The organism is Floricoccus tropicus (assembly GCF_001832905.1).
In the GTDB taxonomy this organism is placed as follows: domain Bacteria; phylum Bacillota; class Bacilli; order Lactobacillales; family Streptococcaceae; genus Floricoccus; species Floricoccus tropicus.
In genome coordinates, this window is record NZ_MKIR01000012.1 from 136,914 (window position 1) to 157,614 (window position 20,701).

At 32.2% G+C, this 20,701-nt stretch carries 17 protein-coding genes, 2 tRNA genes and 1 pseudogene; 6 read left to right on the top strand and 14 right to left on the bottom strand.

Annotated elements, in window-relative coordinates:
* The first annotated feature begins 58 nt into the window (after positions 1 to 58).
* On the top strand, positions 59 to 1,462 hold the full coding sequence (locus tag BG261_RS04280; RefSeq protein ID WP_143603359.1) for a DUF1958 domain-containing protein: 1,404 nt from the start codon (positions 59 to 61) through the stop codon (positions 1,460 to 1,462).
* A gap of 72 nt (positions 1,463 to 1,534) precedes the next feature.
* On the opposite strand, the gene lepB is transcribed toward BG261_RS04280, so the two are convergent.
* The 5 genes from lepB to BG261_RS04305 form a co-directional block, all read right to left on the bottom strand.
* Positions 1,535 to 2,164 carry a signal peptidase I gene (gene lepB / locus BG261_RS04285; RefSeq protein ID WP_070791931.1) on the bottom strand — a complete coding sequence of 210 codons (630 nt, stop codon included), beginning with the start codon at positions 2,162 to 2,164 and terminating at the stop codon, positions 1,535 to 1,537.
* A gap of 66 nt (positions 2,165 to 2,230) precedes the next feature.
* Positions 2,231 to 2,302 (bottom strand) — tRNA-Gln (locus BG261_RS04290).
* A gap of 26 nt (positions 2,303 to 2,328) precedes the next feature.
* A tRNA-Tyr gene (locus BG261_RS04295) sits at positions 2,329 to 2,409 on the bottom strand.
* Positions 2,410 to 2,487: 78 nt separating this feature from the next.
* Positions 2,488 to 2,691, bottom strand: coding sequence for a DUF2969 family protein (locus BG261_RS04300; RefSeq protein WP_070791932.1), 204 nt, complete (start codon positions 2,689 to 2,691; stop codon positions 2,488 to 2,490).
* Positions 2,692 to 2,826: 135 nt separating this feature from the next.
* Positions 2,827 to 3,846: a branched-chain amino acid aminotransferase gene (locus BG261_RS04305; protein ID WP_070791933.1), complete on the bottom strand. Its 1,020-nt coding sequence runs from the start codon at positions 3,844 to 3,846 to the stop codon at positions 2,827 to 2,829.
* Between the two features lie 106 nt (positions 3,847 to 3,952).
* On the opposite strand from BG261_RS04305, the gene BG261_RS04310 reads away from it, so the two are divergent.
* On the top strand, positions 3,953 to 4,783 hold the full coding sequence (locus BG261_RS04310) for a mechanosensitive ion channel family protein (protein ID WP_070791934.1): 831 nt from the start codon (positions 3,953 to 3,955) through the stop codon (positions 4,781 to 4,783).
* A gap of 23 nt (positions 4,784 to 4,806) precedes the next feature.
* Here BG261_RS04310 and budA read toward each other — a convergent pair whose 3' ends face one another.
* Together budA and BG261_RS04320 are read right to left on the bottom strand one after the other, a co-directional pair.
* Positions 4,807 to 5,517, bottom strand: coding sequence for an acetolactate decarboxylase (budA, locus tag BG261_RS04315; RefSeq protein ID WP_070791935.1), 711 nt, complete (start codon positions 5,515 to 5,517; stop codon positions 4,807 to 4,809).
* A 100-nt stretch (positions 5,518 to 5,617) separates the two neighbouring features.
* Entirely contained in the window at positions 5,618 to 6,406 is a 789-nt protein-coding gene (locus BG261_RS04320) for a LysR family transcriptional regulator (RefSeq protein WP_070791936.1), read from the bottom strand.
* A gap of 106 nt (positions 6,407 to 6,512) precedes the next feature.
* On the opposite strand from BG261_RS04320, the gene BG261_RS04325 reads away from it, so the two are divergent.
* Positions 6,513 to 7,034 (top strand): DUF4865 family protein, encoded by a 522-nt coding sequence (locus tag BG261_RS04325; protein ID WP_070791937.1) that lies wholly within the window; start codon positions 6,513 to 6,515, stop codon positions 7,032 to 7,034.
* A 56-nt stretch (positions 7,035 to 7,090) separates the two neighbouring features.
* On the opposite strand, the gene rny is transcribed toward BG261_RS04325, so the two are convergent.
* Complete coding sequence (gene rny / locus BG261_RS04330) at positions 7,091 to 8,671, bottom strand: ribonuclease Y (protein WP_070791938.1); 1,581 nt, start codon at positions 8,669 to 8,671, stop codon at positions 7,091 to 7,093.
* A gap of 164 nt (positions 8,672 to 8,835) precedes the next feature.
* Here rny and BG261_RS04335 point away from each other — a divergent pair, with 164 nt between their 5' ends.
* Positions 8,836 to 10,422: a polysaccharide biosynthesis protein gene (locus BG261_RS04335; RefSeq protein WP_070791939.1), complete on the top strand. Its 1,587-nt coding sequence runs from the start codon at positions 8,836 to 8,838 to the stop codon at positions 10,420 to 10,422.
* Between the two features lie 23 nt (positions 10,423 to 10,445).
* Here BG261_RS04335 and BG261_RS04340 read toward each other — a convergent pair whose 3' ends face one another.
* Both BG261_RS04340 and metK read right to left on the bottom strand, forming a co-directional pair.
* Complete coding sequence (locus BG261_RS04340) at positions 10,446 to 13,871, bottom strand: pyruvate carboxylase (protein ID WP_070791940.1); 3,426 nt, start codon at positions 13,869 to 13,871, stop codon at positions 10,446 to 10,448.
* A 201-nt stretch (positions 13,872 to 14,072) separates the two neighbouring features.
* Positions 14,073 to 15,263 (bottom strand): methionine adenosyltransferase, encoded by a 1,191-nt coding sequence (gene metK, locus BG261_RS04345; RefSeq protein WP_070791941.1) that lies wholly within the window; start codon positions 15,261 to 15,263, stop codon positions 14,073 to 14,075.
* Between the two features lie 223 nt (positions 15,264 to 15,486).
* On the opposite strand from metK, the gene birA reads away from it, so the two are divergent.
* Positions 15,487 to 16,413 (top strand): bifunctional biotin--[acetyl-CoA-carboxylase] ligase/biotin operon repressor BirA, encoded by a 927-nt coding sequence (gene birA / locus BG261_RS04350; protein WP_070791942.1) that lies wholly within the window; start codon positions 15,487 to 15,489, stop codon positions 16,411 to 16,413.
* Between the two features lie 56 nt (positions 16,414 to 16,469).
* On the opposite strand, the pseudogene BG261_RS04355 reads toward birA, so the two are convergent.
* Positions 16,470 to 17,435 (bottom strand): annotated as a pseudogene (locus BG261_RS04355) (serine hydrolase domain-containing protein).
* Positions 17,436 to 17,621: 186 nt separating this feature from the next.
* Between BG261_RS04355 and BG261_RS04360 the strand changes: the two are divergent.
* Positions 17,622 to 18,353 carry an SDR family NAD(P)-dependent oxidoreductase gene (locus tag BG261_RS04360; RefSeq protein WP_070791943.1) on the top strand — a complete coding sequence of 244 codons (732 nt, stop codon included), beginning with the start codon at positions 17,622 to 17,624 and terminating at the stop codon, positions 18,351 to 18,353.
* 63 nt (positions 18,354 to 18,416) lie between these two features.
* On the opposite strand, the gene BG261_RS04365 is transcribed toward BG261_RS04360, so the two are convergent.
* From BG261_RS04365 to trxB, 3 genes are all read right to left on the bottom strand, one after another.
* The gene (locus BG261_RS04365; protein ID WP_070791944.1) at positions 18,417 to 18,824 is read right to left on the bottom strand and encodes a hypothetical protein; all 408 of its coding nucleotides are present in this window, start codon (positions 18,822 to 18,824) and stop codon (positions 18,417 to 18,419) included.
* Between the two features lie 64 nt (positions 18,825 to 18,888).
* Entirely contained in the window at positions 18,889 to 19,695 is an 807-nt protein-coding gene (locus tag BG261_RS04370) for a helix-turn-helix domain-containing protein (RefSeq protein WP_070791945.1), read from the bottom strand.
* 77 nt (positions 19,696 to 19,772) lie between these two features.
* Positions 19,773 to 20,684: a thioredoxin-disulfide reductase gene (gene trxB / locus BG261_RS04375; protein WP_070791946.1), complete on the bottom strand. Its 912-nt coding sequence runs from the start codon at positions 20,682 to 20,684 to the stop codon at positions 19,773 to 19,775.
* Between the last annotated feature and the right edge of the window lie 17 nt (positions 20,685 to 20,701).

Below are 20,701 nucleotides of genomic sequence, written 5' to 3' on the forward strand. Positions count from 1 at the left end.
TTGTGAAAGGAATATTTTGAAAACTAAATTTATAAAATTTTTCTGTTTTAGTTTATTAATGTCAGTTAACTTTTTTTTCTTAAAAAATCCGCCAGTATTTTCTGAAGAAACTGACTTAGGACCTACAGGGGACTTCTATCAAATGACCAAAGACTACGGTTATAGTGTTGACAGAAAATATAAACCTAAATCGTCCATCATGATTGATGCTCAAAATGGTCAAATCCTGTGGCAAGATAATCCAGATGAAATTCGGGATCAGGGCAGTATGGCAAAAGCTATGACTATGTTTATTGTCTATGAAGCAATGTCAGAAGGAAAGTTTGGTATGGATACACTTATAACAGCAACTTCTACTGATCAACAAATTAGTCAAGTCTACGAAGTGAGCAATACTCCAATTGTTGAAGGTGTTAAATACCCAGTTAGCGAACTCATAAAAATGTCATTCATTCCCTCTTCAAGTGCTTCAACAATTATGTTAGCTAATTTGGTATCTGATAACGATGCTGGAAAATTTATTGACATAATGAATGAAAAAGCAAAAGAAATAGGCATGACTAATACCCATTTCAACAATTGCTCGGGGGCTCAAGCTGCTGTGTTCAAAGGATTATACACTCCAGAAGGATACAATCCAAATGAAAGCAATCAAACAACCGCACGCGACTATTCAATTTTGGGTTTTAATATTGTCAATAAGCACCCCGAAATATTGGAAATAACTAAAAATGCAAAATTAACTATTATGCAGGGTACTCCCTATGAAGAAAATGTCCAAAATTATAACTACTCTCTCCCAGGAAACATTGCACCAAATGGTCAGTCATATTCCTATGAAGGCGTAGATGGTATAAAAACGGGATCAAGTCCAATCGCTGATTACAATTATATGGCAACATGTAAAAAAAATGATATGCGTGTAGTTGAAGTAATAATGGGTGTTGGGAATTGGGATGATGAGGACAGTGAATTCAATCGTCACCTATACGGTAATGCACTTCTTGATTATGCTTATAGTAATTTTTCCAAAGAAGTCATATTACCTGCTGGGAAACATGATATTGATTCAGAAAAAGTTAAAACAGATGACGATTTAGTAGCTGTCAAACCAAAAGATATTGACGGAAAATTTTCGATTTCTGGTGAAGATATAATTTATAATTCTCCACTCCCATTTGTAACTAAATCTATACCTCAAATTAAAGTTGCATATAAAAAAGCTGGGCTGCTTTCATTTTCAAAGAGAGCAAGCAATGATAAAAAATCTACTTCAAAGAATAGTGGATTCAGTCACTTTATTAAAACATCATTCTTAATTTTTATACTTCTACTTTTTTGCTTGTTAACACCTAATCGAATTAAAAATCATAAAAAAAGTAAATTTATTATTTCACTTAAAATATTTAGTCTTTTATCTATCGTCTACTTGGTTCTATCAATGATAATAAATATCTTTTAGCATCTATGCTTACTATAATTGGTAGGCATTTTTTGCTCAAAAAAAGCACTGAGTTACCAGTGCATATTGCATTTATTTTTCATTTGTTGATGATTCTGTTGTTTCAGTACTACCAGTATCAACCTTAAAACCATTTTCAAATTTAGCTTCGTCATTTTGAACAAAACCAAAATCTTTCAATGGAAAAACTTTGAAGGTGATTCTTCCATAGATATCAGACTTGTCAATTAATCCAAATTTACGACTATCATCAAGTACCTTACGATTATCATTTAAAATAATATATTTATCTTTTGGTAATTTTTGAATATTTTTTCCAGTCAAACTAGAAACAGAAAAGTCTGCATTGTATTCTTCATCTGGGTTCTCTTTTAAAAAAGCCGTTTCGTTCTTTTTTATGTATGGTTCTTTAATTATCTTCCCATCAATATAAAGGATATCATCAAACATTGTAACTTCTTGACCTGGAATTCCAATAACTCGGCCAATATATTTTTTATCACCATTTCTATAAGCCACTAAATCTAAATTTTCAAGCTTACTTTTCTTAAGAGCAAGCACTTGTTCAGATTTTGTTAATGCTGGTGCCATATTATTGTTATGAATTCTTATTGGTTCAAATACATAAATTCGTAAAAGAATTAATGCACCAATTAGTAATGCTGTGATAATCAGTCTAGTATATAAATCTCTTTTTACCATTTTCTACTCCTAGAACTTTTAACTATAATAAAAGGTGGTTCATCCCACCCTACTTGATAAATATTACTGGGGTAGCTGGATTCGAACCAACGCATGAGGGAGTCAAAGTCCCTTGCCTTACCGCTTGGCTATACCCCAAAATTGACTCACTAGAAAACTAGTAATGGAAGGGGAGGGATTCGAACCCCCGAACCCGAAGGAGCGGATTTACAGTCCGCCGCGTTTAGCCACTTCGCTACCCTTCCATGGTTAAAATATATTTCAAAATCAACAGATATTATTCTATCAAATCTCTGCTGATTTTTCAATACTAAAATTAAAAATTATAGAGATAAATTATAATTTTTAATTGCTTCCTCTAGTGCTACTGAATAATTTTTGTATTGAGCCTTATCTTTACTATTTTCTCTTAATAAAAATTTACCATCATTCTCAATAATTTCAGCAACGACCTTTTTGCCAATTACTAGGTTTACACCCGCATCTGTATCCACAACTTGGATTTCTATATCTTTCTTTTTACTCATAAGTCTATTCTACAAAAAAACTAGATAGTTTTCAAGACGAATGGTTGAAGTGAAAAATTTTTTCTATAATAAATTTATTAATTTACTATTATATTTATAAAAAAAGGACTTTTATAAGTCCCGATAATATAAATTTTATACTTTAAAAATCCAACCCTCAGGTGCCTCAACATCACCAAATTGAATCCCCACTAATTCGTCATATAGTTTTTTCACAACTGGACCAACTTCGGTTTCACTATAAAATACATGAAAGTCATCCTTATTTTGAATTCCACCAATTGGTGAGATTACAGCTGCTGTACCACATGCACCTGCTTCAACAAAATGATCTAAGTTGTCTACTTCAACCTCTCCTTCAATTGCTTTCATACCTAAACGGTTTTCAGCTAGGTAAAGAAGTGAATATTTTGTGATACTTGGCAAAATTGATGGGCTAAGGGGTGTAATAAATTCGTTATCTGCTGTGATGCCAAAGAAATTCGCACTTCCTACTTCTTCTATTTTTGTATGTGTTGCTGGATCAAGATATATTACGTCACTAAATCCACGATCTTTTGCAGTATCGCCTGGAACTAAACTAGCAGCATAGTTACCACCAACTTTTGCTGCACCAGTACCATGAGGAGCTGCTCTGTCATAGTCATATGAAACGATGAAGTTCGTTGGTGCAAGTCCACCCTTGAAGTAATTTCCAACCGGCATAGCAAAAACTGTAAAAATATACTCGGGAGCAGCATGTACACCTATTGTATTACCAACCCCAATTAATAATGGACGAATATAGAGTGTTCCGCCTGTTCCGTATGGAGGCACGAAATCTTCGTTTGCTTTAACTACTTGTTTAACAGCATCAATAAATTTATCTGTTGGCACTTCAGGCATCATTAATCTTCTAGCAGTCCTTTGGAGCCTTTCAGCATTCTTATCAGGACGAAATAGATTAATCGACCCATCTTTTGTCCTGTATGCTTTTAAACCCTCAAATCCTTGTTGTCCATAATGTAGAGCTGTACTAGCTTCTTCAAGATGTAAGGTTGAGTCTTCTGTTAATGCTCCCTCATCCCATGATCCGTCTTTAAAACGTGAGATGTATCTAAATGGTAGTTTCCTATATTCAAATCCTAGATTTTCCCAATCAAGTTCCACTGTCATTTCATATCCTCCTATATTTCTGATATAATAATATTTAATAATTTTAGACTTTTTTTTCTATAAATTCAAGAGATTTTTAGAAAAATTCAGAAAATTCGAGGTATTTATGAATTTATTAAAAAATGTTGATTGGAGCGAGTTTTTCAAACAAGTTGGGAATCGAGCTTTCTATATAGCAATAACTAGTATTTTATTTTATATATTATATAAATTCTGCAAAAAAATTGTGGAACGTTTCTTTAAAAATTATTCCCAAAAATCTTGGTCAAATACTAATTGGACTTTAACCTTTTCAAGGATTGCCCAAAGTGCTTTGCAATATATAACTCTTTTCTTATATATTTACACTGTTTTAGATATTATCGGAATTCCTATGAGTAAACTTCTAGCAGGTGCTGGATTCTTTGGAGTCGGCTTAACTCTAGTTGGAAAAGATTTACTATCTGACATAACAAATGGTTTTTTTATTATCTTTGAAAATCAGGCTAGCGTTGGTGATTATGTTTCAGTTGTTAATATGCCTGCAGCAATTGGCCTTGTTAAATCAGTTGGTATTAGAAGCTTGGTATTAATAGATGCTAATGGATCAATTATCTATGTACCAAATCATAATATACAAAGTATAAGAAATTTTTCTAAAGAGATCTATAAACTTTATATTGACTTACCCTTAGCAAACAGTTCAATTGAAAACCCAGATACGATTTCAAAAGAAATTACTAAAGTTAATAAAAATATTTTTTCTCACAATAAAGATCTTTTTATTGAAGAACCAACTTATATTGGGATACATGATATAAATAATTCTGGATTATTTATACGCAGCCTTGCTAAAGTAAAATATACGGATCGTGGTAAGGTAGAAGCTCTCCTTATGGAGGGGTATTTAGAACTTAATTTGAAGCCAGAAAAAGAACAGTCAAAATCAGAGAATTAATTCTGATTAAACTGTTCTTTTTTTTATTCACTTAAATCAATATCTTTTTTCAGTCTCTCAACATCAAGATCAGCACGTAAGAAATTTTTATCATTTGTTGGGAAGCTTTGTTCTAATTCATGAACTGGTCCTAGTTCAAATTGCCCTTTTTCAAGAACATAATCTAAGACATGTCCTCCAAATGAATGGTCATTAGACAAAAAGTGCAAATGGAAGCCTGCAACACTCACACCATGGAACATTTCTGGTGTCCAAATACCTACTACAGTACCTTTTACATTTTCTTCAATGTATTCTGGTTGAACTTCAGCAACTTTTGCAAAACGTTCACCATTTTCTGCACGTGTTATCATTCTAACATGCATCTTTTTAAAAGTACCTTCAATTTTTATTGAACGGAAAAGGTTATATCCATCGAAATAACTTTCCATTTTCTCAGAAAGATCTTCACTAGTTATTTCAGTTCTTTGGATACCAATTACTTCAGCTTCATGAGGAATCACTGCTGCATATGGTACCAATGAATCTCCAGGTAGTTCTGTAATTGTTTTATCCCCACGAGCTTGGTATGCTTTACCGTCTAAAACAATAAGTTCACCATCTATTGAATCAACTGTTCCGATTCCTAAATCTCCGTGAGTTAAAAGTTCATCAATTGTTAAATTTCCAGCATAAAGTCCTGCCATTAAAGCACTTAGAGTATTATGTTGGAAAAGTTTAATTCTGTCTGTCATTAATAAATCCTCCACTCACCATTATAAAACAAAAACGCTATAACTAAAACAATAAAATTTAGGAATTTACTCACAAAGAAATTCTATAAAGATATGTGAGTTAAATAGATAAAATTGAGTTATTAAAAATTTTATCATTGTTTTTCAAAGAATATATATATAATTTGCTATATGCTTTAATATTTGAATTATAGTTAGTTAATTTATTATTAACAGTAATAAGTTTTTCAGGAAGTATGGAAATAATATTTTTCTTTTCCATCAAGTCAATAAGAATATCAAGCGAATCAACTTCTATTACTTTTCCTTCTTGTTCTCTATTGATAAGTTCTAAAGTTCTTTGTCTGTATGGACAAGTCTTATCACGACTTATCGCTACCTTACAATCTTTCAGATTATTATCATTTAAATTACTTTTCACCCATATGAGCTTCTCTTCTATCGTAAACAGAAGTTTGAAATCTAAATCATTTATTTCTTGATTTACAATAATAAAATCAATCTGACAAGTATGTAATAGACCCACTAGCTCAGTAGTTGATCTGGTATATATTTCGTAATTTTCATCTGTATATAATTCTTGTAAATAATTCTTTGAAATAGATTGAGTAGCTCCAATCCTATATTTTTCATCAAATAATAAAAATTCATTTTTTATATCATTATAATTTTGAATCATTTGTTTAGCATATGGCAAAAATCTTTTACCATCACTCGATAAAATCATCCCCCGATTTGTTCTTTCAAATAGTGATGTACCTAGTTCTTTTTCTAGTTTACTAATTCTTTTGCTAATATTAGACTGTACATACGAAAGCTTGTTTGCAACCTTGATAGTTGACTCTAGATTGACTAGTTCATTAAAAATTATTATATCGTTTAGTTCCATTATTCCTCCAGGTATTACTATTTGGAATAGTTAATATGATTTATAACCATTATACAGCTCCAACTCTTCTTTGTATAATTAAAATATAAAATTAAGGAGAAAAAATATGCAGATTATGCAATACAAAATACCTTTTTCTAACGATTTTGATATGAATATTATTAGAAAAAGAGTGAGTGAAAATGGTTTTAAAACTGACAAATTTGAGGATTTATTAATAAAAGCATATCTAATAAGAGATGAAAATAATCAAAAAGAGTACTGTCCATTTTACATTTGGAAAGACTATGGAGGGATGAATAAATTTATTTTTGAGGGATTTTATGATAATATTTTGAATTCTTTTGGCTGGCAAAAAATAAATATTGCTATTCCCCTTGAAATGGAATTTAAGAAAAATATCAAAAATACTACTCATATTTTAGAAATTGAACATGACTACAAAGAGACTAATAAAATGGTATATCCAGGCTATTCTTTAAGTAATAATGATATTGACTACTTAGGCAAAATTATTGTCTACAACCCTGATAAATGGAAATACGTAGAACTTTACTTTTTAGAAGACTTTAATAATAAAATTTCAGAAATAGGTTCAATTTATGAAGTTCTTCATATGTCTATTTAATTATCAAATCTAACTCACTTAAACAAAAAAACAGCCTAGGCTGTTTTTTTAACAAATTATTTCGCATAGTCAATGGCTCTTGTTTCTCTGATAACAGTAACTTTAATGCTACCAGGGTAGTCCATTTCCTCTTCAATTTTTTGTTTAATTTTATGTGATAAGACTGTAGCCTTATCATCATCAATTTTACTTGGATTAACAAGTACACGTACTTCACGTCCTGCTTGAATAGCAAAACTTGAATCAACACCATCAAATCCATTTGAAATTTCTTCAAGGTTTTGCAGTCTCTTGATATAGTTATCAATTGATTCACGACGTGCGCCTGGTCTTGCTGCACTAAGAGCATCTGCTGCTGCAACCAATACTGCAATAACACTTGTTGGCTCTGTATCGCCATGGTGACTTGCAATTGTATTTACAACTACTGGATTTTCCTTGTACTTTTTAGCAAGCTCAGCTCCAATTTCAACGTGGCTTCCTTCAATTTCATGGTCAAGAGCCTTACCAATATCATGTAAGAATCCTGCACGTTTTGCAAGAGCTACGTTTTCACCCATCTCACCTGCAAGTGCTCCTGCAAGAGTTGCTACTTCAACAGAGTGATCAAGAACATTTTGACCATAACTAGTTCTAAAGTGTAAACGTCCCATGATCTTAATTATGTCTGGATGTAACGTGTGAGCACCAACCTCAAAGGCTGCTTGTTCACCATATTCCATAATACGTTTATCCAGTTCTTTACGATTCTTTTCAACAAGCTCTTCAATTCTTGCTGGATGGATACGACCATCTTGAACAAGTTGTTCAAGCGTTAAGCGAGCAATTTCGCGTCTTATCGGATCAAATCCTGATAAAACAACTGCTTCTGGTGTATCATCGATAATTACATCAATACCTGTTAATGATTCAAAAGTACGAATATTACGTCCTTCACGACCAATAATACGACCTTTCATTTCATCATTTGGCAAAGTAACTACTGAGACTGTTTGTTCACTTACAAAATCTCCACTAACACGTTGCATTGCTAAAGAAATAATATTTCTAGCACGCTTGTCAGCTTCTGCATTTGCCTTTTCTTCACTAGCACGAATGGTTTGAGCTAATTCACGAGTAAGTGATTCTTCAGTATTATCTAATACTATCTTCTTAGCTTCTGCAGTAGACAATTGAGCAATTCGCTCTAAAGTCTCTTTTTTCTCTGCATCAAGCTTGTTCACCTCTTGTTCACGCTGTACAATTTGTTGCGTTTTTTGCTCAAGATTATCTTCTTTTGAATCGAGATTCAATTCCTTTTGTGTCAAGGCATCGTCTTTACGATCTAATATTTCTTCACGTTGTTTTAAACGATTTTCTTGTTTCTTAAGTTCTTGCCTGCTTTCTTCAAATTCATTTTCAATCTTTAAGCGATAATTTTGCCCCTCCTCTTTCATCGCTAAACGGGCTTCTTTTTTCATATTTTCTGCATCACGCTCAGCATTGAGAGTTAAATCATTAGCTTTATTCTCTGCATTTTCTATCAATGTGTCAGCATCAAGCCGATCCTTATTTAGACGAATATTGCGCAAGATAAAACCTGCAAACAAACCAATTACAGCACAAACGAGAGCAATTACGACATTAATTGCTAACATTTCACACCTCAATTGTTATATTTGGTACCTATAAAAATCTTCTATTTGTACTCTATTATTTTAACATAATTTAGGTATTTGGTCAAAGTTCGTGAAGTAATTATTGTTTACCTAATCGCTTAAAAAAAATTTTTTTTGGATATAATTTATGATATATTAAATACATGAAAAATAAATTAGTATCTGGATCATTTTGGTTATCCACAGCGAATATACTTTGTAAAATTTTAGGTATTGTATACTTAATTCCATGGCTTGCTATGATGGGAAGTTTTCAAGACAAACAACAAGCTCAAGCTCTTTATAGTGTTGCATACCTTCCCTATGCACTTTTTTTAACTCTTGGAACATCTGGTTTTCCAACGGGTCTTGCAAAAAAAATTGCTAATAATATTAAAGATAATAAAGAGGACGAAAACGAATATGTATTTTCCAGTTCATTAACAATTCTAAATACTGTTGGATTAATTTCAGCTATTTTACTCTTTATTCTAGCACCTGCTCTGAGTAGAATTAGTCCAACTGCCAATCAATACGCTGCAACCATTGCAATCAGAAGCCTATGTCCATCTTTATTAATTATTCCTTTCTTAAGTGCTCTTCGTGGTTACTTCCAAGGAAAAAGTTTAATTAAAGAATTTGGAATTTCAATGGTAATAGAACAGGTAGCTCGTATCATAGTAATATTATTAGGAACTTATCTTTTACGAATTATTTTCAAGCAAAGTGTATTATCTGCTGTTGTTATAAGTACATTTGCATCTTGTATCGGCGGTATATTTTCAATAATATATCTTATATATAAAGGACTAAAAGAAAAACTATTTAAAGTTAAAACTCTTTTCTCGTTTTCCATATCAAATTTAAAAGAAGAAAAGACTATGATTAAGGAGGTTATACACGAATCACTACCATTTATTTATGTAGGTTCACTAATCCCACTATCTCAGTTAATTGATCAAGTTACAATAAAATATATTTTCCTCAGACTAACTGACCTTAACTTAAATCAAATAGAAAATGTATATACATTGGCATCAGCAAATCCAATTAAACTTACAGCGGTTCTATTAGCCATTACTGGATCAATTACTGTAACTGCCCTTCCTTTAATTGCTTCAAGCGTAGGTGAAAAACAGATTTCAGAAACAATTTCAAAAATTTTAACTTTGTCCTATAATGTTATCTTTCCAGCAACTATAGGTATGATATTAGTATCAATGCCATTGAATACTATGTTCTTTTATTACAGTTTAGATGGAAGTTATTACCTAATTCTAAATACTTTTTCAACTTTTGTCGTAAGTGTATTTTCAATCGTATTATTAATCGTTCAAGCTCTTGGGTATCATAAATATGCTATGAAGGCTACAACAATTATGCTTGTCCTAAAATTTATTCTACAATTTCCAGCAATATATATTTTTCAAGGATATGGAATTGTTTTAGCAAGTATTGCAAGCTACGGAATCATGGCAATTCTTTCATTGAGATTTATATTCAATAAGACAAAATTTAGAAATGCTCAAGAACTTGCAAGCAGCATATTTAACTCTACCGAAGCAACTCTAGCTATGTCAATCATTTGTACTGTAATGCTTATAATTAGTAATGTATATACAAATGTAGAGAGTAAAGGACAATCATTTATTACCATTTGTATAGTTGGAATAACTGGTATCATTTTTTATGCTTATTTTTTATCTCCGAAAAAATTTAAAGAAGCAGTAAAAAAATTTATTAAAAAGTAGTGTGAAAAATTCACACTACTTTTTTATTTTTCTATTTCAATCAGCAAATCTCCTGATTCAATACGATCGCCTTCTGCAACAAAAATTTCTTTTACAGTTCCAGTAAATCTTGCTTGAACTGAAGTTTCCATCTTCATTGCTTCAGTGATAAATAGATTATCTCCTTTTTCGACCTTATCTCCTACTTTTACAAGAACTTTAAGAACAGATCCCGACATAGTAGCACCAATTTGGTTGTCATTTGTCAGATCAGCTTTTAGTCTTTTACGGCTGGTAGTTTTAGAAGACGCATCATGAACCACGATTTCTCGTCTTTGGCCATTGAGATTGAAGTAAAGTGTCCTATTACCATCCTCATCAATATCACCAATTTGGTCTAGGCGAATAAGCAAATCTTTACCTTTTTCAAGGTTAAAGTCTATTGCCTCTCCAACTTCCATACCTTGGAAGAAAGTCGCAGTATCTAGTAATTTTATATCAGCAAATTGTTCATAAGCCTTACGATAATCCAAAAATACTTTTGGATACATAATATAGCTTAAAACTTCTTCTTGCTTAGGTTTATAGCCTATCAACTCTTCTAGTTCTGCTTCAACCACTTTAAAGTCAACTGCTTTTACCAGGCTACCAGGTCTTACAGTATAAGCTTCCTTGTCTTTAAGAATCAATTTTTGTAGGTCTTTTGGAAAACCACCGACAGGTTGACCCAAATCACCACGGAAGAAGGAAATTACAGAGTCAGGGAAACTCAAAGCCTGACCTTTTTCAAAGATATTTTCTTCAGTAAGATCATTTTCCACCATAAATAGTGCCATGTCACCAACAACTTTCGATGATGGAGTAACTTTCACTATGTCGCCAAACATCATATTAACGGTATGGTACATCTTAGTAACTTCATCCCAACGATCGCCAAGACCCACGCCCTTAGCCTGTTGTTGAAGATTAGAGTATTGACCACCTGGCATTTCATGCATGTATACCATCGGTTGAGGTCCAGTTACACCGTTTTCAAAGGCTTTATAATTTTTGCGAGCACCAAGCCAATATTGATTGATTTTATCAGCATTTTCCACATCAAAATCAGGTTGCCTATCAGAGCCTTCAAGAGCATAGTAAAGACTTGTCATACTTGGTTGACTGGTAGCACTACTCATAGCAGGAATTGCAAGGTCTACTATATCAACGCCGGCACGGACTGCTTCCGCATAGGTAAAAATACCATTTCCGCTTGTATCGTGTGTATGAAGGTGAATTGGTAAGTCAGTTGCTTCCTTCAATTCAGAAATCAAACGATATGCAGCCTGTGGTTTAAGAAGTCCAGCCATATCCTTAATAGCTATGATATGTGCTCCTAAAGACTCAAGTTCGCGAGCCATGTTCTTATAATAATCGACTGAATATTTTTGTCTTTCGGGATTATTAATATCACCAGTGTAACAAATTGTCGCTTCAGCAATCTTACCTGTATCACGCACTGCTTGAATTGATTTTTCCATTTGAGGAACCCAATTCAAACTATCAAAGATTCTAAATACATCAATACCTTGTTGTGCTGACTCTTTAATGAATTCTTCTAACACATTATCTGGATAATTAGAATAACCTACAGCATTTGATCCTCTAAATAGCATTTGTAAAAGAGTATTTGGCATTGCTTTTCTAATTTGTCTAAGTCTATCCCAAGGGTCTTCAGTTAAGAATCTATAAGCCACGTCAAATGTTGCTCCACCCCACATCTCAGAAGAAAATAAGTTAGGTAAAGCTTTTTCAGTTAGTGAAGCGATATCTAATAAATCTTTTGTACGAACACGTGTAGCTAATAGACTTTGATGAGCATCACGGAAGGTAGTATCAGTCAAAAGAAGTTGATTTTGATTTTTTACCCATTCAGATACAGCATCAGCACCAGCTTGGTCAAGAACATTCTTTGCTGTAATTATTTTTTTATCAGTTTGATTAAGTTTCTTCGGAATATAAATTTCTGCCGGATGTTTCTTTTCTTTTTCAACACCAGGGAAACCATTTACTGTAATTTGACTAATATATTTAAGGGTCTTATTACCACGATCACGTGTAGCTGAAAACTTGAATAAGTCAGGCGTGTTATCAATAAAGGTAGTTAATACTGTTCCGTTTTGGAAATCTGGGTGACTAATTACATTGTTCATGAATGGAATGTTAGTCTTAACTCCACGGATTCTGAACTCTTTCAAGCAACGTTGCATCTTTTGGATAGCTTGTTCAAGGCTTGTCCCATGAGTACAAAGTTTAACTAAAAGCGAATCATAATAAGGAGTTACGACTGCACCAGCATAAGCATTACCTACATCTAAACGTACTCCAAATCCACCTGGTGAACGATAAGTATCAATCTTCCCTGTATCTGGCATGAAGCCATTCAATGGATCTTCTGTCGTAATACGACATTGAATTGCGACTCCTTTATGTTCGATATCTTTTTGTTCTGGAATTCCAATTTCTTTATGCAGATCTTTACCTTGGGCAATCAAAATTTGAGACTGAACAATATCAATATCAGTAATCATTTCAGTAATTGTATGCTCTACTTGAACACGAGGATTTACTTCGATGAAGTAAAAGTTATCTCCTTCAACTAAAAATTCAACAGTCCCTGCATTGATATAACCAACGTGTTTCATGATTTGAACTGCAGCCTGACAAATCTTTTCTCTTTGCTCGTCAGAAAGCGACACACAAGGGGCAACTTCTACTACTTTTTGGTGACGTCTTTGGACTGAACAGTCACGTTCAAATAAATGAACAACATTACCATGTGTATCTCCTAAAATTTGAACCTCAATGTGTTTAGGATTTGCAATATATTTTTCAGCATATACTTCATCATTACCAAATGCTGATTTTGCTTCACTCTTAGCACGATCATATCCTTCTCGCGCTTCTTTGTCATTGTGAGCGATACGCATTCCACGTCCACCACCACCAAGAGATGCTTTAATCATTATTGGATATCCATGAGTATTACCAAATTCAATGACTTGTTCAACAGAGTCAACAATTCCATCGGTACCTGGTACAGGACTAATTCCAGCATCATAAGCAGCTTTTTTAGCCTTAATCTTATCTCCAAAAATATCTAAATGGTGAATTGATGGTCCGATAAAAGTAATTCCTTCATCTTTACAACGTTTTGCCAAATCAATGTTTTCAGATAAAAAACCATAACCTGGGTGAATTGCATCAGCACCAGATTCTTTAGCAATACGAATAATATCTTCAATATCTAGATAAGCATCAATTGGTTTTTTACCTTTACCAACTAAATATGCCTCATCAGCTTTAAAACGGTGCACTGAATATTCATCTTCAGCTGCATAAATTGCGACAGTTGGAATCTTCAACTCTGTACATGCTCTAAATACACGAGTTGCAATTTCACCCCTATTTGCGACTAAAACTTTCTGCATAAAAAATATCCTTCCATTAATAACTAGGTTTGCAACAAGTATAGCATGGATATTGTGCATTAATTTGTTCTTTTACAAGAAATCGGTTTCATTTTCAATATTTTCTGAAAATAAAAAAACAAGTAATCAAGCCAGTTTTGACCGAATTACCTGTTTTCATTGTTTATTTTGACTATTTCAATTAGGATTTTTCCTAAAAGACTAATCTAATAGTGCTTTTAAGTCTTCTACTTTATCTAATTGTTCCCATGGAAGTTCGATATCTGTACGACCAAAGTGTCCGTATGCTGCTGTCTGACGGTAGATTGGGCGACGTAGGTCAAGCATCTTGATGATACCAGCTGGGCGAAGGTCAAAGTTTTTACGAATAGCCTCGATTAGCTTATCATCGTCAACTTTTCCTGTTCCAAAGGTATTGATATTGATACTGATTGGTTGTGCAACACCGATAGCATAAGAAAGTTGAATTTCTACAGTATCAGCAAGTCCAGCAGCCACGATATTTTTTGCAATATAACGCGCTGCATAAGAGGCAGAACGGTCAACCTTAGTAGCATCCTTACCAGAGAATGCTCCACCACCGTGATGTGCGTAACCTCCGTAAGTATCAACTATAATCTTACGTCCAGTAAGACCTGAGTCACCTTGAGGTCCACCTACTACAAAGCGTCCTGTTGGGTTGATAAAGTATTTTGTATCCTCATCAAGTAAATCAGCTGGAATTACTTCCTTGATTACCTTGTTAATGACATCTTCTCTTATTGTTTCAAGAGTTGCTTCTTCAGCGTGTTGAGTTGAGATTACAACTGTGTCAATTCTCTTTGCAGAACCGTCTTTGTTATATTCAACCGTTACTTGGCTTTTAGCATCTGGTCTTAGATAATCGATCTCACCAGATTTGCGCAAGTCAGCAAGTTTTTTAACCAATTTGTGGCTTAATGAAATAGCTAAAGGCATGTATTCTTCAGTTTCATTAGTCGCATAACCAAACATAATACCTTGGTCACCTGCTCCAATTAGATCAAGCTCATCACGATCTTGATTACCACGAATTTCAATAGCTTCATCTACACCTTGAGCGATATCTGGCGATTGCTCAACTAGGCTTGGATGAACTCCAACTGTTTTGTAGTCGAATCCAAAAGTCGCATCAGTATAACCGATTTCCTTAATTGTATTACGTACTACAGTATTTATATCTACATATGCATCAGTCGTAATTTCACCAAAAACATGGACACTTCCAGTGTATACTGCAGTCTCAGCAGCAACACGCGCATATGGATCATGTTCTAAAATTGCATCTAAAATTGCATCAGATATTTGATCGGCAATCTTATCTGGATGCCCCTCTGATACACTTTCACTTGTAAATAAAATCTTCTCTGTCATTTTTGTTTCCCCCTACTTTCTATTTTTCGGTTACAGGTAGTGGATTTTCTCCAACCATCGGGACTGTACCATAGTCAATTTTAACACAAAATCTTTTTAATAAGTAGCAAAAGATTTTTATAAGATCATTGTAAATATTAATGTCTTGGTCTCATTATAAATATTCATAAACCTTTATGCTTAAATAAAGGTAACTCTTTACATTTAATGGTATAATTAATTTATGACTACAAAAGAAAAAGTATTTAAAATTTTATTCGACGCTGTTGACTATGTTAATGGTGAAGAAATCGCAACTGTCTTAGATATTAGCCGTACAAGTGTTTGGAAGGCTGTCAAGGCTTTGGAGAAGGACGGAGTTTTAATCGACTCAGTAAAAAATCGTGGTTACAAGCTTATCGCAGGTGATCTTCTCAATGCAAGTGAAATTGTTGAGAAAGCAATTGACGTTAAGGATGTAAAAATTACACCCGAAAGTGCTTCGACTCAGGCTGACGCTAAAAAGGACTTGGAAGAAAACACACTTTATTTAGCAAATGCACAGGAACAAGCTAGAGGACGTTTTGGAAGAAGTTTCTATTCTGAAAACGGTCGTGGAATTTATATGAGTTTAGTTATTAAACCACATGTTAAATTCTCTGATATGCCTCAATATACTGTTTTAACTGCTGCTGCAGTTGTTCAAGCTATTCAAAACTTAACTGGTATTGATACTCAGATCAAATGGGTTAATGATATCTATATGAATGGTAAAAAACTTGCTGGAATTTTAACAGAAGCACAAACTGATGTTGAATCAGGTACTGTAACTGATGTTATTATTGGAATTGGTTTTAATTTTGCGATTCAAAATTTCCCTGATGATATAAAGGATAAGGTGACTAGTCTTTTCACTCAACATCCACCTATCACAAGAAATGAACTCATCGCAGAAATTTGGAATCAGTTCTTCTACCTATTAGATAAAGACTACTTAAAGATTTACAAGGATCATTCATTAGTTCTAGGTCGCGAAGTTTCTTTCGAACAAAATGGTGAAGAATATACAGGTAAAGCAATTGACCTTACTGATAAAGGTGAACTAATTATAGATACTGACCAAGGTCAAAAAATTATCTCAAGTGGAGAAATTTCACTATCAAAATGGTGAAAATATTAAAACAAGATTATCAATTGCTTGATAATCTTGTTTTTTTGAATAAATTTTTATCTAACTAAATAATCACGAGCCATTTGCCATACATTGTCTTCATAATTACTTATTACCGTATAAATATTTTTTCCTTTTAGATTATATAAAGATATACAAGAAATTCCTGGATCACTTCCTTCCATGTAGATATATTCTTCATCCTTAGTCAGCCAAAATCCTAATCCATATTTTTCATCATCACTTTCTGAATGCTTTTTAAACGTTTCTGAGACACTTTCCTCTGATATAATTTTAAATGAAAAAAGTCCATCCCAAAAATTGCAAATATCAATTACTGTAGTAAAGCATCCACCAGCTCCAGTTCCCTTAGAATCAATAGAATAAATATTACTTCGAGGAGAACCATTTTTCGTCTTTATATAACTTGTAGCTGTATTTTCAGGTAACTGGTCAAGTTCGTAATATCCAGTATTAGTCATATTAAGTTTTTTAAAAATATTTTCATTTAAAAAATTATCAAAGGTGACGCTATCTATTTTTTCAATAATATCAGCTAAAAGAACATAACCAGCATTGTTGTATATAAACTTTCCTCGTCTAGTATTATCTTGAACCTTATTTATGAACAAGGGTAAAATATCGCTATTTTTTCGAATTGAATAGTTTGGAATTTCTTTCCATAAACTTTCGTAATCATCATTAATTGACTCATCAAAATAATCCTGGATACCTGATGTATGAGTCAGTAGCTAATGTATGGTTATATTATCTTCGATTGTACCTAATGAACCATTATAAATTTCTTTAATTGTCGTAGAAAAAGATAATTTATTAGATTCTATCAATTGCATAATTGCAACTGCAATAAATGTTTTACCCATTGATGCAGTACCAAATTTAGTATCTGCATGAATTGATAGTTTATTGGCTATATCACGATACCCACACGTTTCAATTTTAACTTGGGTATCTTGTCTTTCAAAAGTTACTCCGGAAAATACATTCTTTTCTTCGCTCACTAATCTACTCCTCAATTTTTTATACAATATATCGTAAAAATATTATCATTTTTTTAATTTATTATATAATATAAGGAATAGATTTAGTAAGACACAAACTATTCTGTATAAAAATATAAGAACGCTTATTATAAAAAAGTTGTTTTCGTATTAGTATTAATGTATAAAATATAAGAGGTGATTAATATGAATAAAAACATAGTAATTTTAGGTGGAACATCAGGTGTTGGGAAAGCAATAGCTTTGAGTCTTATACCTTATGATACAGATATTACAATTGTTGGAAGAAATGAAGATAAAGCTAAAGAAATAAAGATAATTTCAAATAATAAAATAAATTACATTTTAGGAGATTTGACAAAAAAGAACGAACAAAAAAGAATTGTAGATATTTTGAACAATAAACTTTCTAAAATTGATGTATTACTAGATACTTTTGGAGTATATCCTACATCACCTACTATAAATATAAGAAGCAATTTGCAATCTCATTATGAAATTATTACCCTTCTTACTCCGTTACTTTCCAAATCACAACAATCTAGAGTTTTCATAGTAACTGGAAATCCAGTTGCAATAAATAATATACCTATTCCTTCAACTCAGAATAACGTAGTAGAGATGGCTTCATGGGAAATTTCATATAAAACATTATTAATGATTTATTTATCTGATCAACTTATTGATTATAATATAATGGTTAACTCTTTTTATCCTGGAGAAGTTAGAAGCAATCTTATGCCATGGACAAGAAATCTTAAAAATACAAATGTTCCGGTTGGAAAGTATCTTTCATTATCTAATAAATTGGTAAATAAAACTGGCGAAATGTTTGATCAAAATGGTTCTGAAATATATTTACCTAAAGAATACTATTACAAAGAAAATCAAAATAAATTAAAAAAATATTTGAACTAAATATAAATAAAAAGCAAAAATAAATTACTTATTATTTTTGCTTTTTATTTATTACACTCTATATTACGTATCTAAAATATAAGCCAAAGTGTTCAAATTTTTCATAAATTCTTTTTTTATGATGGGCTTCATTATCTTTAAAATAATCATAAAACTTTTTCTACTTTCTACGTAAAATATTTCATTTATCAATGTAGAATTTCCTATTGAAGTCAACTCGAACTTAATTTTATAATCTAATTTATCTCCTTTTATGTCATAAAATACTTCATTACCACCATCAGTAATATTCAAAATCTCTCTTCCATTAAAAGTTTTTTTAGGTCGTTTTAATTCAAGTAAATCATCACCACATTCTGTTGATCCCGAAATATCATATGCCCATTGTGAAATATTAGATGAGGCTAAAATATTTTTCACTTCATCAATATCAGCACTTATTACTGTTTTATTTTCAAATAATTTTTCCATTTGAAATCCCCTCTCTTAATAACATAATTATAGGAGGATGATTATAAATAAAAAATAAGAATTCTTATATTTTCTTAAAAACTTCTTCTTTATAAAGATTTCTGAACAAATCACTATTAGTACTATACTCAATTTTTTTAATTTTATTGTTTGTAATACTAACACCTAAATAGTATAAATTTGCTAGCATATAATGAGAATTATGCGATGAAATAAAATTTATTGCTTCTTCAATTGTTTCAAAAGAATCTGAATACATCTTTAATGTTTTTTGTGCAAGAGCTTTTAAATAGAACAATACATTCATATTCTCTTCATATTTTATTTTATCTAGGTCAAAAAATGATTTGCAAAAATAATCTTCCGATTCTTTTTTTAGGCCTAGTTTTGCAGAAATCAAACCTAAACCAGAATTACATAATCTTTCAACAATGTTTTTATTATTTTCAATTAATACTATATTAAAATTTTGCTGAGCTTCTTTTAAATTTCCAATTTGAAACTGTGAAACTGCTAAATAATAATAGTAATTTTGCATGTTTAATTCACTAACAGATTCTATTACATCAGTTGATAATAAAAAATTATTCAATCTCGAATACTCATGATTCCGACACAACAATTCGCATTTCTCATTCATTTTGAAATCACTACTAAGAGGTAAAAATTCATTTAATGAGATATCTTGTAAGTTAGCAATTCCCAGTCTACTCAATAATTTTAATAATATATCTCCTGAAGGCATATAGTTTCCAGCTTCAATATTTGATAAAAGGGGTTGAGAACAAATGCCATATGCACACTGCTTTTGGCTTAGACCTAACTCTATTCTTTTTCTCTTTATAATATTGCCAATTTCTTTTTTATTCATTTATAATCTCTAAAAATCCTTTATTTTATCAAAATTTATCAAAAAATAGCATATCAATGATACACTATTTTTCGGCTCTATAGTTCACTAATAAATTGATATGCTTGTTGTCCTGCTACTGCGCCATCACCTACAGCTGTTGTTACTTGACGCAAGTCTTTAGCACGGACATCTCCAATTGCGAAAATTCCAGGTATAGTTGTGCGCATCTTTTCATCAGTTATTACCCAACCTGCTTCATCTGTTATTCCTAAATCTTTTACAGTTTCAGTCATTGGATCAAGACCAACATAGATAAATAGGCCACCTACTTCTTTTTCTGAAACTTCATCAGTTTTAAGATTTTTAAGCTTAACACCAGTAATTTTTTGCTCATCACCAAGAATTTCTTCAACTACTGAATCCCAAATGAATGAAATTTTTTCATTAGCAAAAGCACGGTCTTGAATAATCTTTTGAGCACGTAATTCATCACGACGGTGAACAATTGTAACAGAGCTTCCAAAACGTGTTAAAAAGATTGCTTCTTCAATGGCTGAATCTCCACCACCTACAACCATGATATCTTTGTTACGGAAAAATGCTCCATCACAGACAGCACAATATGAAACTCCACGAGCTCCATACTCTTCTTCACCAGGTACTCCTAAGTGACGATGATTAGCTCCTGTTGCAATGATTACAGTTTTAGTTTCAAATTCTTCATCTTCTGTAATTACTTTTTTTACATCACCATGGTCTTCAACTCTTTGTACAATTCCATAAGCATTTTCAACACCCAATCCTTCAAGTGGTTCGTACATCTTCATTGATAAATCAGGACCCATGATTGTTTCATATCCAGGATAATTTTCAATTTCAGCAGTATTATTCATTTGTCCGCCAGGTGCTCCTTGTTCTAATAAAAGAACTTTTAGGTCACTTCTTGCAGCATACAGAGCTGCTGTCATTCCAGCAGGGCCTGCACCCAATATAATTGTATCGTACATAATTTCTCCTAAATTTA

Excerpts from the sequence above, each read along its gene's own strand:
- BG261_RS04280 (WP_143603359.1), top strand. The coding sequence starts at position 59 with ATGTCAGTTAACTTTTTTTTCTTAAAAAATCCGCCAGTATTTTCTGAA.
- lepB (WP_070791931.1), bottom strand. The coding sequence starts at position 2,164 with ATGGTAAAAAGAGATTTATATACTAGACTGATTATCACAGCATTACTA.
- BG261_RS04300 (WP_070791932.1), bottom strand. The coding sequence starts at position 2,691 with ATGAGTAAAAAGAAAGATATAGAAATCCAAGTTGTGGATACAGATGCG.
- BG261_RS04305 (WP_070791933.1), bottom strand. The coding sequence starts at position 3,846 with ATGACAGTGGAACTTGATTGGGAAAATCTAGGATTTGAATATAGGAAA.
- BG261_RS04310 (WP_070791934.1), top strand. The coding sequence starts at position 3,953 with ATGAATTTATTAAAAAATGTTGATTGGAGCGAGTTTTTCAAACAAGTT.
- budA (WP_070791935.1), bottom strand. The coding sequence starts at position 5,517 with ATGACAGACAGAATTAAACTTTTCCAACATAATACTCTAAGTGCTTTA.
- BG261_RS04320 (WP_070791936.1), bottom strand. The coding sequence starts at position 6,406 with ATGGAACTAAACGATATAATAATTTTTAATGAACTAGTCAATCTAGAG.
- BG261_RS04325 (WP_070791937.1), top strand. The coding sequence starts at position 6,513 with ATGCAGATTATGCAATACAAAATACCTTTTTCTAACGATTTTGATATG.
- rny (WP_070791938.1), bottom strand. The coding sequence starts at position 8,671 with ATGTTAGCAATTAATGTCGTAATTGCTCTCGTTTGTGCTGTAATTGGT.
- BG261_RS04335 (WP_070791939.1), top strand. The coding sequence starts at position 8,836 with ATGAAAAATAAATTAGTATCTGGATCATTTTGGTTATCCACAGCGAAT.
- BG261_RS04340 (WP_070791940.1), bottom strand. The coding sequence starts at position 13,871 with ATGCAGAAAGTTTTAGTCGCAAATAGGGGTGAAATTGCAACTCGTGTA.
- metK (WP_070791941.1), bottom strand. The coding sequence starts at position 15,263 with ATGACAGAGAAGATTTTATTTACAAGTGAAAGTGTATCAGAGGGGCAT.
- birA (WP_070791942.1), top strand. The coding sequence starts at position 15,487 with ATGACTACAAAAGAAAAAGTATTTAAAATTTTATTCGACGCTGTTGAC.
- BG261_RS04360 (WP_070791943.1), top strand. The coding sequence starts at position 17,622 with ATGAATAAAAACATAGTAATTTTAGGTGGAACATCAGGTGTTGGGAAA.
- BG261_RS04365 (WP_070791944.1), bottom strand. The coding sequence starts at position 18,824 with ATGGAAAAATTATTTGAAAATAAAACAGTAATAAGTGCTGATATTGAT.
- BG261_RS04370 (WP_070791945.1), bottom strand. The coding sequence starts at position 19,695 with ATGAATAAAAAAGAAATTGGCAATATTATAAAGAGAAAAAGAATAGAG.
- trxB (WP_070791946.1), bottom strand. The coding sequence starts at position 20,684 with ATGTACGATACAATTATATTGGGTGCAGGCCCTGCTGGAATGACAGCA.